This window comes from Pseudomonas sp. EYE_354, assembly GCF_023148575.1.
Lineage (GTDB): Bacteria > Pseudomonadota > Gammaproteobacteria > Pseudomonadales > Pseudomonadaceae > Aquipseudomonas.
Map to the genome: position 1 here is coordinate 1 of NZ_JAHXNQ010000003.1, position 15,418 is coordinate 15,418.

Annotated in this window: 11 protein-coding genes; 4 read left to right on the forward strand and 7 right to left on the reverse strand. The window is 60.3% G+C overall.

The features are described from left to right. Together KZX66_RS04695 and KZX66_RS04700 are read left to right on the forward strand one after the other, a co-directional pair. On the forward strand, window positions 1-4,647 hold a 4,647-nt coding region (locus tag KZX66_RS04695; protein ID WP_248076945.1), incomplete at its 5' end, for a tandem-95 repeat protein. Window positions 4,648-4,771: 124 nt separating this feature from the next. Continuing rightward, complete coding sequence (locus KZX66_RS04700; RefSeq protein WP_248076947.1) at window positions 4,772-5,110, forward strand: tryptophan synthase subunit beta; 339 nt, start codon at window positions 4,772-4,774, stop codon at window positions 5,108-5,110. Window positions 5,111-5,165: 55 nt separating this feature from the next. On the opposite strand, the gene lapD is transcribed toward KZX66_RS04700, so the two are convergent. Together lapD and lapG are read right to left on the reverse strand one after the other, a co-directional pair. Continuing rightward, window positions 5,166-7,112 (reverse strand): cyclic di-GMP receptor LapD, encoded by a 1,947-nt coding sequence (lapD, locus tag KZX66_RS04705; RefSeq protein WP_248076950.1) that lies wholly within the window; start codon window positions 7,110-7,112, stop codon window positions 5,166-5,168. Window positions 7,113-7,123: 11 nt separating this feature from the next. Then, a complete protein-coding gene (lapG, locus tag KZX66_RS04710; RefSeq protein WP_248077709.1) occupies window positions 7,124-7,840 on the reverse strand; it encodes a cysteine protease LapG in 717 nt (238 codons plus the stop codon). A gap of 264 nt (window positions 7,841-8,104) precedes the next feature. On the opposite strand from lapG, the gene bcsQ reads away from it, so the two are divergent. Next, entirely contained in the window at window positions 8,105-9,064 is a 960-nt protein-coding gene (bcsQ, locus tag KZX66_RS04715; protein WP_248076953.1) for a cellulose biosynthesis protein BcsQ, read from the forward strand. Between the two features lie 241 nt (window positions 9,065-9,305). Here the strand turns inward: bcsQ and KZX66_RS04720 are convergent, their stop codons facing one another. The 5 genes from KZX66_RS04720 to KZX66_RS04740 form a co-directional block, all read right to left on the reverse strand. Next, complete coding sequence (locus KZX66_RS04720; RefSeq protein ID WP_248076955.1) at window positions 9,306-10,493, reverse strand: methyltransferase; 1,188 nt, start codon at window positions 10,491-10,493, stop codon at window positions 9,306-9,308. Continuing rightward, window positions 10,474-11,163 carry an ABC transporter permease gene (locus tag KZX66_RS04725; RefSeq protein WP_248076958.1) on the reverse strand — a complete coding sequence of 230 codons (690 nt, stop codon included), beginning with the start codon at window positions 11,161-11,163 and terminating at the stop codon, window positions 10,474-10,476. Before KZX66_RS04725 ends, KZX66_RS04720 begins: the two co-directional genes overlap by 20 nt. Further along, window positions 11,163-11,855 (reverse strand): ABC transporter permease, encoded by a 693-nt coding sequence (locus KZX66_RS04730; protein ID WP_248076960.1) that lies wholly within the window; start codon window positions 11,853-11,855, stop codon window positions 11,163-11,165. The genes KZX66_RS04725 and KZX66_RS04730 overlap by 1 nt, the downstream gene beginning before the upstream one ends. 74 nt (window positions 11,856-11,929) lie before the next feature. Then, a complete protein-coding gene (locus KZX66_RS04735; protein WP_017529568.1) occupies window positions 11,930-12,682 on the reverse strand; it encodes an ABC transporter substrate-binding protein in 753 nt (250 codons plus the stop codon). 13 nt (window positions 12,683-12,695) lie between these two features. After that, on the reverse strand, window positions 12,696-13,469 hold the full coding sequence (locus tag KZX66_RS04740; RefSeq protein WP_248076962.1) for an ABC transporter ATP-binding protein: 774 nt from the start codon (window positions 13,467-13,469) through the stop codon (window positions 12,696-12,698). Between the two features lie 553 nt (window positions 13,470-14,022). Between KZX66_RS04740 and gabP the strand changes: the two genes are divergently transcribed. Next, a complete protein-coding gene (gene gabP, locus KZX66_RS04745) occupies window positions 14,023-15,414 on the forward strand; it encodes a GABA permease (RefSeq protein ID WP_248076964.1) in 1,392 nt (463 codons plus the stop codon). Window positions 15,415-15,418: the final 4 nt, after the last annotated feature.

Genomic DNA, 15,418 nt, shown 5'->3' on the forward strand with positions numbered 1-15,418 from the left:
GCCACGGTTTACTTCAAACCAAACGCGGACTTCCACGGCACCGCGGACTTCACCTACACCGCGACCGACGGCGGCAACGCTGACGGCACCAACCCGCTGACCTCGGCTCCAGCCAACGGCACCATCAACGTGACCCCGGTCAACGATGCGCCGACTGCGAGCAATGGCCACATAGAAAGCAGCGAAGACACTTCAGTCGAGCTGAAATGGTCGACGTTCGGGGTCAATGATGTCGATTCCACGGACCTGAAAGTCGTCTTCACCAGCCTGCCCAGCGGTGCCATTGAGTACAAAGTCGACGGTGTTTGGGTCCAGCTCAACGCAGCTGATCTGAAAACCGATACGTCGCCGGGCAAGGCCTTCAGCCAGGCCGACTTCGACAATCACAATGTGCGTTACAGCCCAGCAGCCAACGAGTCGGGTGATAGCAGCTTCGGCAACACCGGCGTCGGTAACAAGCAGGGTGATTACACCGAGCTGAAGTTCCAGGCTACCGACGGCCAGCTCAACAGCGACACTCAAACCATCACCGTGGATATCCACCCAGTGACGGACGTTCCTGTCGTGACGGTCGGCTCGTTCGGTGACGTGCCAACCGGCTTGACCATTCAAACCTGGACCGGCGGGAACCTGCCTGGTGCATTGGGTACGAACGGTAATGGTGTTGTTCAGTCCAGCGATTTGATCCGGGTCATCAACGCCCAAACCCCTGGCAGCGCAGCCTCCACGGGTGTGACCGCAAACGTGAGTAACGGTGATGTGGTGGAGCACACTGCGACCAAAGTCTCTGGCCTGATCTACCTCGAAGCCGGCAAGAGCTACAGCTTCACCGGCAGCGCCGATGACAGCATGGCGGTTACCGTCGGCGGCAAGTTGGTGTCGACCGAGACCTGGAGCCAGGGCAGCGGGATTAACGCAACCCCGTTTACGCCGACAGAGTCGGGTTATTACACCCTCGACATCTATCACTACAACCAGGCCGGCCCGGGCAACTACGACGTCAATGTCTCGATCAACAACGGCCCGTCGATGGCGTTGGGCAGCAGCGGCGTGCAGACCTATACCAGCCTGGACGCGTTGAAAGCCGCCGGGGCGGTCTTTGACGATGCTCACGTGGTCAACGGAGAAGGCTATTACACCGGCTACGTTTACAACCACGGCCTGGAAGACAGTGCGATCAAGATCAGCCCGATCACGACCACGTTTGTCGACAATGACCAGTCGGAATCGCACAAGGTAGAAATCAGCGGCCTGCCTGAAGGCGCTGTAATTACCGACGGCGCCACGGGCCACAGCTATACCTCGACGGGTGCGACCACCCAGTACGATGTCAGCAATTGGAACCTGGCTACCTTGACCGTCACTCCGGCCAAGGATGCGACGGCCAATTTCGATCTGACTGTGACGGCAACAGCCAAAGAGTTGAGCACGCAGGTTGAAGAAGTCACGACTGGCAAGGTGAGCGTCGTGGTCACTGCGGTCAACGATGCGCCAGTGGCGATCGTCACCACGGCGAGCGGTGCTGAAGACCCAAGTGTCGGGATCGCGGTCAAGCTGTCCGCCACCGATGTCGATGGTCTGGCCAACGTCAAGTCGTTCAACGTCGGCACGTCGAGCAATGGCACCTTCTATACCGATGCGGCCATGACCAAACCGGTGACCGGCGCTATTAACGCGGTCAACGGCGAAGCCACCGTGTACTTCAAGCCGAACGCGAACTTCAACGGCACGGCGAACTTCACCTACACCGCCACCGACAGCGGCAACGCTGACGGCAGCAACGTACTGACCTCGCCAGCGGCCAACGGCACCATCACCGTGACTGCGGTCAACGACGCGCCGGTTGCAGCGGCGACTACCGCGACCGGTGCTGAAGACCCAAGCGTAGGTATCGCGGTCAAGCTGAGCGCAACTGACGTGGATGGCCTGGCGAACGTGAAATCCTTCACCGTCGGCACGCCAACTAATGGCACGTTCTACACCGACGCAGCGATGACCAAAGCGGTGACCGGCGCTATTAACGCGGTCAACGGCGAAGCCACCGTGTACTTCAAGCCAAACGCGAACTTCAACGGCACGGCGAACTTCACCTACACCGCCACCGACAGCGGCAACGCTGACGGCAGCAACGTACTGACCTCGCCAGCGGCCAACGGCACCATCACCGTGACTGCGGTCAACGACGCGCCGGTTGCAGCGGCGACTACCGCGACCGGTGCTGAAGACCCAAGCGTAGGTATCGCGGTCAAGCTGAGCGCAACTGACGTGGATGGCCTGGCGAACGTGAAATCCTTCACCGTCGGCACGCCAACTAATGGCACGTTCTACACCGACGCAGCGATGACCAAAGCGGTGACCGGCGCTATTAACGCGGTCAACGGCGAAGCCACTGTGTACTTCAAGCCGAACGCGAACTTCAGCGGCACGGCGAACTTCACCTACACCGCCACCGACAGCGGCAACGCTGACGGCAGCAATCCGCTGACCTCGGCCCCGGCTAACGGCACCATCACCGTGACCTCGGTCAACGACGCGCCAACCCTGGACCTCAGCACCGCGGATGGTGGTGTGGCTACCGGCTACAGCACCTCGTACACCGAACGCAGCACCACCGGTGTGGCGATTACCGGCAGCGTGGGCCTCTCTGACATCGACAGCAACCAGATGCAAAGCGCGACCATCACCCTGAAAAACGCCAGTGCGGGCGATCAGCTCACCTCGAGCCTGGTGTCGGTGGGCGGCACCTATAAAGGTGTCACCGTGACCAGCGTCGGGACTGACGTCAGCGGCAAAATTGTGCTGACCCTGTCGGGTGCGGCGGATGCGGCCACCTACAAGACGTTGCTGGAGTCGTTCCAGTACTCCAGCACCAGCAAGTACCCGGCCATTGGTGATCGCACCATCGACATCGCCGTGACTGACAACGAAGGTAGCAACAGCCTGAGCTCGTCGGTGGCAACCACCACCATCACGGTCAAGTCCCAGGTCTACAACCCGGTGAACGAGGGCGGCGCTGCGGCAGACACCATCGACCTGGGCAACAGCTCGGCCAACAATGTGGTGGTGGGTGACAAAGGCGGTATCACGACGCCGGGCACCAACTACAACATCGCGTTTATCGTCGACACCTCGGGCAGTATCGGCTCTTCGGCGATGAGTTCGATCAAGACCCAGCTCTCCAGCATTTTCGACACCTTGATCGCCAACGCGAAGCTGAGCGGTTCGGGTGTGGTGAAAGTGCTGCTGGTGGACTTCGATACCAGGGTTGAGTCGCAGGTCTCGGTCAACCTGGCCGATCAGGCTGCTGCCAAGGCTGCCTTGCAGGCGGTGTTGACTAACATGGCCTCCAATTCGTCCGACATGACCAACTACCAGGACGCCTTCGATGCTGCCACGGCCTGGTTCAAGAGCACTGACGCGACCAGTAATGCCGGCGCGAAAAACCTGACGTACTTCATTACCGACGGTGCGCCGAATGTGTACACGTCCATTCAAGGCAACCCTTCGCTGGGCTCAACCAGTTGGATTGGTGGTTCGAACGTTTCCTTCGACAGCCAGGTCAAGAGCTCCAATTATGTCTTGGGTCAGACCACGCCGGTGACAGCCTCCATCTACGGCCGCACCGAAGTAATCGTCGATGGACAAGGCAAGGTCTATTCCTACGATGTCTGGGGCAGTCAGTCTTATGTGGGCACTGTGGTAGCCAATAGCAGCGGCGGTTTTGACGTTGCTTCGGTTTACCAGGACTCAAACACCGCCTTGTCCAACGCCAAGGGGGCCTACAACAGTTTGATCACAGCGGTTACGGGTGGGGTTGAGGTACAAGCCATCGGTCTGGGCAGAGATATCGATACCAACATGCTCCAGAAGTACTTCGACAGCGATAAAACGGTCAGCACGATCGACACCGCGAAGCTGGCGGACACCATTACCGGCCACACGGCCGATACCGGTGCCGACAACATTTCCGGCGGTTCGGGCAACGACATCCTGTTCGGTGACCTGATCAGCTACAAAGGCCAGGAAGGCAGTGCTGCGCTCAAGGCGTTCGCCGCAGAGAAGCTGTCCACCACGGTCGATCACGTCGACGATCGTACCTTGCATCAGTACATCACTGAGCACGTGCAGGACATCGGTGCATTGGCAAGCGCATCGAACATCTACGGCACCAAGGATGGCGGCGACACCCTGATTGGTAACGCCGGCGATGACATCCTGTTCGGCCAGGGCGGTAACGACTCGCTTTCCGGTGGTGCGGGTAACGACATCCTGGTGGGCGGCAAGGGCAATGACATCCTCACCGGTGGCGCGGGTGCCGATACCTTTGTGTGGCTCAAAGGCGACACCAACACCGGCAGCGGCGCTGATCGCATCATGGACTTCAAGCACAGCGAAGGCGACAAGCTGGACCTGTCCGACTTGCTGCAAGGCAACAACGACGGCAACCTGTCCAAGTACCTGCAATTGAACACCGATTCGGCGGGGAACTCGACACTGAGCGTGAGCAGTACCGGCGCGTTCACCACGTCGGGTGGCGGTACGGCCGATGTCACGATCAAGGTCGATGGCGCGAACTGGGGCAGCGGCAGCACCGCGATCAACAACCTGATCGCCGGTGGCGACCTGACCGTCAAGCACCACGACTGATCACCAGCGGGGCGTCAATCTTTCGGGATTGGCGCCCCCTTGGCATCGGCTTCGGGGAAATGTGTGTAATCTCTGCAGGAGCCGTGCGCGGCGCCTGCAGGGATTTTTTATTGGGAGAAGGCTGATGTTCTACGTGCAACGCGATCAACACAACGCTTTGGTCCGCGTGGAGGCGCAGGCCTTCGATGGCGCCACCGAGACGCTACCGGCTGACCATCATGAGATTCAGGCGTGGTTTGCCGATGACGAGATCGAAACCAGCCTCAAGCAGCTCAAGAGCAGTGACCTTGAGATGATTCGAGTGCTCGATGACTTGATCCAGGTGTTGATCACCAAAAACGTGATGAGCATCACTGACTTGCCACCGGCGGCACAGACCAAGTTTCTGGAGCGTACCCACGCCCGGGCGGCGTTGGGCGGGTTGAGCGAACTGATCAATGACGATGAAACCGGTCTGATCTGACGCGGCGCACCTCCTTCACGGCGAGACCGTCAAGGAGGCACGAGCATTCAACGCTTCACTTCCAGGGCGCTGGTTCACCGACCAGTTGGCCTTGCACCCCTTCGATACCCATCTCGCGGATCACCCGCAACTCACCCTCGGTTTCCACGCGCTCGGCAATCAACGGCAAATCGATGCTGTGGGCGGCACGCTGGATCGCTTCGATGAAAAAGCGCTTGTGGCTTTCCTGATCAATGGCACGGATATAGCTGCCGTCGACCTTCAGGTAAGCCAGGCCCAGGTTCGCCAGGTTGCCGATCATGCTGAAGCGCCCGCCAAAACGTTGCAGGCCCAGGCTGTAGCCCAGGCTGCGCATACGCCGGGTGAGGCGCTCCAGCTGGGTTTGCTCGGGCACTTGCTCTTCGCCGATCTCCAGGATCAGGCGCGGCCCCAGCGCCGGGTGTTGGGCCAGACGCTCGAATATGCGCTCCAGGGCCTGCGGGTCGTTCAAGGTGGCGGCCGAGAGGTTCAACGCTACCGATTGATCGTGCCCGGTAAGGTGTTTGATCACCAGGTCGAGCATCAGTTGGTCGAGCCGCGCGGTCCAGCCGAAGCGTTCCAGCCAGGGCAGGAAGCGCCCCGCCGCGATGGTCTGGTCCTGGCTGTCGAGCAGGCGTGACAGCACCTTGTAATGCAGCACCTGCTGCGTGTCGCTGCTACTGACCACCGGTTGGAAAAACAAGCGGAAGCGGCCTTGCTTCAGGGCGTCGTCGAGCAAGGTGTGCCAACTGTGTGGATCGTCGCTGACCGTGCCTGCGGTCTGGTGGTCCAGGCACACCCAGGTTTGACCGCCGCTGGCTTCAGCCTGGGCCAATGCCTGGTCAGCGAGCATCAGCAGGTCGGCCGAGGCATCGCCGGGGTTGTACGGCGCCAGCCCGATGTAGGCCACGGTCGACATGTCGGTCGCCCCGGTTTCGTGCAGGCTTTGCAGGGTGCTTTCCAGGGCCTGGGCCAGTTGCAGGGCTTCGTCACGCACCAGGCCGGGGGCAAGCACCGCGAACTCGCCGCCACGGCTGCGGGTGATCAGGTTTTGGGTTTCGGGGTATTTGGCGCAGGTGCGCACCAGTTGCTGGCTGACGGCTTGCAGCAGTTGGTCGGTACGCTGGCCGCCAAGGCGTTGGTTGAGACCGGCCAAGTCGTTGACGCGCAGCATCAACAGGTAGCCTGAACTGTGCTCCTCCAGATTACTGACCCGCGATTGCAGCTGCATTTCGAAATAACGACGGTTGGCCAGGCCGGTCAGGCTGTCCTGATAGGACTCCACACGCAGCTTCTCGCTGCGCTCGGTCTGCTCATGGAACAGCGCCTTGAGCTTCTCCACCATCTGGTTCATGGCCTGTACCACCCGGCGCAATTCAGGGGTGCGGGGCAGGTCGGGCAAGCTCAGGAACTCGCGACGAGCAATGGCGTGCGACTGCTCCACCATATAGTCCAGCGGCTTGAGCTGACGGCGCAGCAACAGGGCGCCCAATACCGCGCTCACGGCACCGCAGACCAGCAGCCAGCCCAGGCTGCCGAGCGCGCTCTGCCACAGCTTGGCCAGGGCAAACATCGGGTGGCTGACCACCTCGACCCGTGCCGCCTGTTGCCAGCCACGGCTGACAATGGCATCGCCACCGGCTGGCGCCAGGCCGATCATTTTCACGAACCAGGCCGGTACGTTGCTCGCATCCGGCTCGGCGGCGCGTTCCACCAGCACTTGGTTATTGCTCAGGTCCACCACGCGGATGCTCGCGTAGTAGCCACTGTCGAAGATCGAGCTGACCATCAGTTCGGTCATCGCCGGGTCATCGATATTCGGAGTCAGCGACAGCGCCAACGCGGTGGCTGCGTCCTGGGCGTGGGAGCGCAGTTGGTTAACGTATTGGGTACGTGAACTTTCCAGGCTGACGATGAAGCTACCGCTGAACGCGACCACCAGGAACACGCAGATAGCGATCAGCAATTGTTTGAACAGTGACATCGTAGCTCCTGTTAATTATCCGAACTGGCCGGAAACCCTTCAGCGGTCATTTTTTTCAAGACATCCTGCCAACGTGACAGACGCTTGGTGTCACCGACTTTTTTGTTGCCCGACGCACCGGGAAGCCATAACCCCTCGCCATTGAACGCATACACGGGCAGCAGGTCCGGACGTTGGCTGGCAGGGAGGATGGGGTCCATCAGGCTGTCCAGCACCAAGGGCATGGCCTCCGGGCTTGCATAGTAGGTCAGTACCATATGCGCCCGGTTCTGGCGCAAAGCCTTGACGTAGGTTATGCGCAGCTTCTCGGCCGGCACGCCCAAGTGCCGCAGGCTGAAGTATTTGGCGATGGCGTAGTCTTCACAGTCGCCGGCGCCTTTCCAGAGGGATTGGATGGGGGTCGCCCAATAATCGATCTCGTGCCACAGGTCGATGTCTTCTTCGTAGCGCAACTGGCGGTTGAAGAACAAATTGACTGCTTTGAGTTGCTCGCTCTCGCTTATCTGCTTCTGGGTCGACAGCAGTTGCTGCCAGGCATCGACGCGCTGTCGCCCAGGGCCGAGCGGCCCGTAAAGCGATTCGGCGCGGCGACTGATCTGACTGAAATCCCAATCGGCGAGCAAATCGCCCAGCAGGCCGCCACCGAGCAGCAACGTGATGGCGACGCCGTACAGAATCCGCGGGAGTTTAAAGCGTATCGCCACTGCGATTACCAGAGCGTGCAGCATTGAGGGTGCGGCAATGGTGCGGTGATAGCGGGTAAAAAACAATGGCACGATGAAATCACCGCCAATGAATTGCGCTCAGTGTGCGTCAGCAATCTGACTATTTTCCGCTCGTCCGAAAGCGTTGCTGCAAATTCATCAAAATAATGACACTTGCCTGGGGCTGTCACAGAATGATGACCCTCAAGCGCCTACAAAAAGACCTGCGGTGAAGCCTTATCGTGCTCACGTTCATGTCTTTGAATGGTGTCGTGAAGGAGCCCGGCCATGAGCCGCACCGATGACCTATTTGCCGTGTCCGGCAAGCGCGTGTCCCGTGATTCCAACGGGAAAAAAGCTCGTCTGCACTTCTTCGGCACCGTCCCTTTCGATGATGGCACCCGCGCCAATGGGAAAGATCGGTCGCGCTTTGGTGGGCCATCGTCATACGTCAATGAACTGCCCCAGACTCATGACTTGATCGCGCTGCGTCCGACGGTGGTCGCCTTGATATCCGTAAACGGTGGCGTGGGTCGCAGCACGCTTGCCACTGCGTTGAGCAGCGGCTTGCAGCGCCTTGGAGAGTCGGTGATTGCGCTGGACCTGGACCCCCGGAACGCCTTGCGTCGGCACTTTGGTGTGGACCCTGAGCGACCCGGCGTGGCGCTTAGCAGCCTGCTCAATGCGCCATGGGCAACGGGCCTGCAGTCGGGGTTTGCAGGTTGCCAAGTGCTGCCGTATGGCGATGCCGACACCCAGCAGCAGGAAAACCTGCAGCGTTGGCTCACGCGCGAGCCCAAATGGTTGGTGCGGCATCTGCTGGCGTTGGGGCTGAGCGAGGCCCACACGGTGATCGTCGATACGCCGGCCGGTAACAACGTTTATCTGCATCAAGCGTTGAGCGTGGCCGACATTGTGCTGGTAGTCGCTCAACCGGATGCCGCCTGCCTCGGCACCCTGGACCAATTGGATGCGCTGCTGGCGCCCCACCTTGAGCGTGAGCGTGCGCCCCGTTGTCACTTTGTGATCAATCAGTTGGATGAAAATTCGGCGTTCAACCTGGACATGCTCGATGCATTCAAGCTGCGTCGGGGGAAATATCCGCTGGAGGTGGTGCACCGCGATCCGGCGATCAGCCAGGCGCTGGCCTTTGCCACGGACCCGCTGGACACCCTCGCGCCAAGCCAGGCAGCGGACGATATCAATGGGCTTTGCCGGCTATTGATCACACGTAAAAAAACCGTGTAAAGCACGGTTTATACGCTTAACCCCAGATGCTTATGCACAATCGGCAGGTGCGGCCAGTCACGGAACAGCCATTTTGTGGAGTTGTTCTCATCACGCTGCAACTGCCTGTTTTGCGTGTGTTTTATTTTGTGAACAAAAAATGATCAGTCAGGCTTTTGGTCTGTAGCGCATATGGCTACGGGTTCTGTAAAGAATTCATCAACAGAGTTATCCACAGGCTGGGGTGCGACAATTTTGCCCCTTAATCGCGCTCGGCAAGCACCATCAAGTTGCGCGGCGTCAAGGCCATCTCGCAGAAGCTGCCGACCTCAACCCTGTAGCCGCGTTCGGCCAGGAACAGTGCCCGATCCAGTACCAGCCAAAGCTCCAGCGGGCGCCGAAACAGACCACGTACCAGCTCCAGGTTCCTGACCTCGGCCAGACGCCGCCAACCCTGTGCCTCCAGCGCAGGCCAGTCCTGTTCGCCTGTGGATAACCCTTTGAGGTCTGCCAACTCACGGCAGTAGTCGGCGAAGGACTTCGCCAGCCAAGCGGCGGGCAGGGAAGGCGTAGGCAGGTACTCGTCGCAGCCGCGTACCTGACGCTGCAACTGATCAAAACCCAAGCGACGGGCCATCGAGGTGTCCCGTTGCAGGCGCACGCGTTTACCTGCGGTGACGGTTTCGCTCAGCGGCAGGCCAAGGTCGTCGACCGACAGTTGCAAGGTTGACGCACGGCCCGTCTCGGACAGCGCCTGGTAGGTGGCCGCATGGATGCGGTTGTAGCAGCAGGGCGCCAGTGCCAATTGCTTGCAGCCGGCGGCGCTGGCCAGCTGCAGCAGGCGCACGTGCAGGTCGCCGCAGGCATGCAGGGCGATCGGTGTGTGGTCGGCATTGATCGCCACATCTGCCATCACGTCTTGCAGGCGATGGGTGACGGGCAGGCGGTGATGGTCGCTCAAGGCCTGGCCGGACGCGACCAGGCGCGGGTCGTATTCCAGGCAGGTGAGGTGTTGGCCGGTGTGCAGCAGACGGCGGCCAAGGTGGCCCTTGCCGGCGCACCAGTCCAGCCAGTGGGTGGGCGTTTGCGCAAACTGCAGCGCGGCGCCGAAGGCTTCGATCTGTTGCCATTTGCGCCCGGGTACGTCGACGTTCAAGCGCTGCGCGGCGGCTGTCAGCGGCTGCGTCGGTAACTTATCCACAGCGCTCAGGCGCAGGGCTTCGGCGGCCAGCGCGGGGAAGGGCGCAGGGGCTTGCAGTTCATGGGGGCTGTTGTGGCTGGCTTCCGCCTCGGCCAACGAGCGTTGACGCAGCCAGCCGGCGAGCGCGGGATGCTCGCGTTCCCAAGGCAGGTGTAGATGGGTAAAGGGCCGTGGTCGCCACAGCCCTTGGTGCTCGATCAGGAACGCATCCAGCGCCCGGAAACGCGCTTCAACGTCCCTGGCAGGCATCGACGCGCAGCCAGCGTTCCAGCAGTTTGAAGCCTTGTACCAGAAGGTAGGAGATCAACAGGTAGAACACGCCGGCGGTGAAGAACATTTCTACCGTGAGGTAGTTGCGCGCAATGATCGTGCGGGCCATGCCGGTCAGTTCCAGCAGGGTCACGGTACTCGCCAGCGAGCTGGCTTTGAGCATCAGGATCACTTCGTTGCTGTAGGCCGGCAGCCCGATGCGCGCGGCGCGGGGCAGAATGATGTACAGCAGGGTCTTGGGCTTGGACATGCCCAGTGCGCGGGCCGCTTCGATCTCACCTGGCGGAATGGCCTGGATGGCGCCGCGCAGAATTTCGGCGATATACGCGGCGGTGTGCAGCGTCATGGTGGCCGTGGCACACCAGAACGGGTCGCGCAGGTAGGTCCACATGAAGCTTGAGCGGATGCTGTCGAATTGGGCCAGGCCGTAATAGACCAGGAACAACTGCACCAGCAGCGGCGTACCGCGAAAGAAAAAGATGTAGGCGTAGGGCAGGGAACGCACGTACCAGCGCTTGGACGAACGCGCGATACCCAAGGGGATGGCCAGGATCAGGCCGAGAATCACGGCGATGCCGACCAGCTCCAGGGTGAGGATGGCACCTTGGATAAACTTCGGCAGCCACTTGATGATGACTTCCCATTCCATTACGTCGTCCTCACGAAGCCGCGGGCGGCGCGTTTTTCCAGCAGGTGCATGGCAACCATCGACAGTGATGTCAGGCCCAGGTAAATGAGCGCGGCAACCATATAAAAGGTGAACGGCTGTTTGGTGACGGTAACGGCGATTTGCGCGTGGCGCATGATTTCTTCAAGGCCGATGACCGTGACCAGTGCGGTGTCTTTCATCAGGATCAGGAACAGATTGCCCAGCCCCGGCAGGGCGATGCGCCACATCTGCGGCATGATCAGCCGGGTGAAGATGCGAAATTTCGACAGCCCCAATGCCACACCGGCTTCGCGGTGGCCTTTGGGAATGGAGATGATCGCCCCGCGCAGCACTTCCGTGGCATAGGCGCCGAAGCACAGCCCCAAGGCAATGACGCCCGCGGCGAAAGCGCTCAGGGACAGGTCGGGAATATTGAACAACTCACCCAGCCCGCGCATGGCGTTGATGGTGCCGAAGTAAATCAGCAACACCCACAACAGCTCCGGCACACCGCGAACGATGGTCGAATAAGTGCCGCCCAGCCATTGCAACGGCTTGTACGGCGAAGTCTTGGCCAAGGCACCGGCAAGGCCCAGCACCAGCCCCAGGCACAGGGCCGTTAGCGCCAGTTTGACGGTCATCAGCGCACCCGCGGCAAGCGCGGGGCCGAATCCGTAGAGATCGAAATTCATGGTGTTTTCATATCGCGGCAGGCATTACAAAAAGCCGGCGCGCCCAAGGGGGCGCGCCGGGCATTTCGCTCAGATCATTCGATGCTGAACGGGAAGTACTTGTCGTTGATTTTCTTGTAGGTGCCGTCTGCCTTGATCTCTGCCAGGGCTTTGTTCAGGCGCTCGCGCAGCGGATCGCCCTTGCGTACGGCGATACCGATCTTGTCGCTTTCTACTACCGGGTCGCCCTTGAACTCGTAGGCCGAACCGTCTTTGCTCTTGAGCCACTCGTATTGCACGTACTTGTCGGCCAGGATGCCGTCCAGGCGGCCGGACGTCAGGTCGAGGTAGGCATTTTCCTGGGTGTCATAGAGCTTGGCTTCGGTGTCCGGCAGCTTGTCTTCCAGGTAGCTCCCGGCCAGCGTGGCGCGCTGTGCGCCGATGACTTTGCCCTTCAGGTAACCGGCGTCGGTCTTGAAGTCTGCGGTGGCTTTAGGCGCGATGAACTGCAGCTTGTTGGAGTAGTACGGGTCGGTGAAGTCGACGGCCTGCTTGCGCTCGTCGGTGATCGACAGCGAGGACACCAGGAAGTCGAATTTCTTGGCGTTCAGGGCCGGGATGATGCCGTCCCAATCGGAGACATACACTTCGCATTTTTCGACTTTCATCTTGGCGCACAGGGCGTCGCCGATGTCTTTGTCGAAGCCGACAACGTTGCCGCTGGCGTCTTTATTGTTGAAGGGCGGGTAGGCCGCTTCGATCCCCATTTTCAAGGTTTCTGCCATGGCCGTGGCGCTGAACGCCATCGAGACGGCCGCAGCCAGAAGGAATTTTTTATAGTTCTGCATGCATGTTGCTCCGTTAGCGGTTGCTGGACATGAATTGTTTGCAGCGCGCCGAAAGCGGGTTTTCAAACACCTGCTGTGGCGATCCTTGCTCTTCGATCAGGCCTTGGTGCAAGAACACCACCTCACTGGACACCTGACGGGCGAAGCCCATTTCGTGGGTGACCAGCAGCATGGTGCGGCCCTCTTCGGCCAGTGCGCGGATCACATTTAGTACTTCCTGAACCATTTCCGGGTCAAGGGCGGAAGTGGGCTCATCGAACAGGATGACCTTGGGCTGCATCGCCAGGGTGCGTGCGATGGCCGCCCGTTGTTGCTGGCCGCCGGACAGCTGCGCGGGATAGGCGTGGCGCTTGTCGGCGATGCCGACCTTGTCCAGCAGGGCTTCGGCCACTTCTATGGCCTCTGCCTTGCTCTGGCCGAGCACACGGCGGGGGGCCTCGATGATGTTGTCGAGGACGCTCATGTGCGGCCACAGGTTAAAGTTTTGAAACACAAAACCGATTTCGCTGCGCAGGCGATTGATCTGCCTGCCGTCGGCGGCTATCAGCTCGCCGTTTTTCGCGGCCTTGAGCTTGAGGGCTTCGCCCGCCACCAGGATCTCGCCCTGATGGGGGTTTTCCAGCAGGTTGATGCAGCGCAGGAACGTGGACTTGCCGGAACCGGAGGAACCCAGGATCGAGATCACATCGCCGTCGCGAGCGGTCAGCGAGATACCTTTGAGTACCTCAAGCTCACCATAGCGTTTATGCAAGTTGCGGATTTCAAGCGCGGGCGTGGCCTGGGCCATGTGCGGTCCTCATTGTGTTCGGTGCGATCTGCGCTGTTGGGCGCCTTCCTGGCGAGGCGCCAAGCTAGCATAGCGTCCGGACGACACCAACAGCGCTGCGGACGGTAAACAGACGGTGTGCGGCAGGGTGTCGCATCGGCACAGCAGCGTGTCGCGCCATCAACAACCGAACAACCGTTTGAACCGGGAAAACCGCAGGCTTCGCGTAAAAAAGGGCGCGATGGTGCCAGCTTTGGCCGGGTGTTGGAAGGATTAAACGGGCAAACGGTACCTATCGGCACTTATAGGGAGCGTCACGCGCTTTGTGTGTGCGTTTTTGGTGCACGCCTTCGTCTTGAATGTGAGTCGCACGGTAACGCTATAGCTAAATGCCATTGTTCTCAATGACTTGCGATCACTCTTGAAATCTTCTACAGCCCGCGTCAACCGGGCTTTTGTAACATTTTGGCGCAAATCTTGCGTAAAAAATAAAGAACGCCCTGTTGGTTTCTCTTCACGAGGCAGAACCCAGGCCGGGCGGACCGTTTTCGCAATTCCTCGCAAAGGTGTGTCAATGAGTAGTACGCAAAGCTCCAATGACCTCGAACAGGGGCTCAAACCGCGTCACGTCACCATGCTGTCGATCGCCGGCGTTATTGGTGCCGGTTTGTTTGTCGGCTCCGGCCACGCGATTGCTGCCGCCGGCCCGGCCGTACTGCTGGCGTATGCCGCTGCGGGTACGCTGGTGGTCTTGGTGATGCGCATGCTGGCCGAAATGGCCGTGGCATCGCCGGACACCGGTTCGTTCTCCACCTACGCCGACCGTGCGATCGGGCACTGGGCCGGGTTCACCATCGGCTGGTTGTACTGGTGGTTCTGGGTATTGGTAATTCCGTTGGAAGCCAACGCTGCCGCGACCATCCTCCATGCCTGGTTTCCCGACGTGGCCATCTGGGCCTTTACCTTGGTCATCACCTTGTTGCTGACCGCCACCAACTTGTTCAGCGTGAAGAACTACGGCGAATTCGAGTTCTGGTTCGCGCTGATCAAAGTCGTGGCGATCGTGGGCTTTGTGATTCTTGGCCTGGCGGCGATTTTCGGCTTCCTGCCCACCAGCCAGGTCAGCGGCGTGTCGCACCTGTTCGACACCCAAGGCTTTATGCCTAACGGCATGGGCGCCGTATTGGCGGCCATTCTGACCACCATGTTTTCGTTCATGGGCACCGAGATCGTCACCATCGCGGCGGCCGAATCGAAGAACCCAGGCCAGCAAATCACCAAGGCCACTAACTCGGTGATCTGGCGGATTGGCTTGTTCTACTTGCTGTCGATCTTCATCGTTGTGTCCCTGGTGCCATGGAACGATCCGACCCTGGCGGCCGTAGGTTCGTACCAGACCGTGCTGGAGCGCATGGGCATTCCGAATGCCAAGCTGATTGTCGACCTGGTGGTGTTGGTGGCTGTGACCAGTTGCCTTAACTCGGCGTTGTACACCGCGTCGCGCATGCTGTTCTCCCTGGGCCGTCGCGGTGACGCACCGGCCGTGGCCAAGCGCACCAATAAAAGCGGTACGCCTTATTGGGCGGTGCTGCTGTCCACCGGGGCTGCGTTCCTGGCGGTGTTTGCCAACTACGTGGCACCGGCGGCGGTGTTTGAGTTTCTGCTGGCCAGCTCCGGCGCCATTGCGTTGCTGGTGTACCTGGTGATCGCGGTGTCGCAACTGCGCATGCGCCAGAAGCGCGCGGCGGCGGGCGAGAAGATCGTCTTCAAAATGTGGCTGTTTCCTGGCCTGACCTACGCGGTGATGGTGTTTATCGTGGGCACACTGACCATCATGCTGTTCCAGGAGGCGCACCGCGTTGAGATCCTTGCGACCGGCGTGCTGAGCTTGCTGGTGGTGGTGGCGGGGCTGATTGTGTCGAGCCGTCGCAAGGCGCAGAGAGCAGGGGCTGCGGTCCTCAACTGACCCA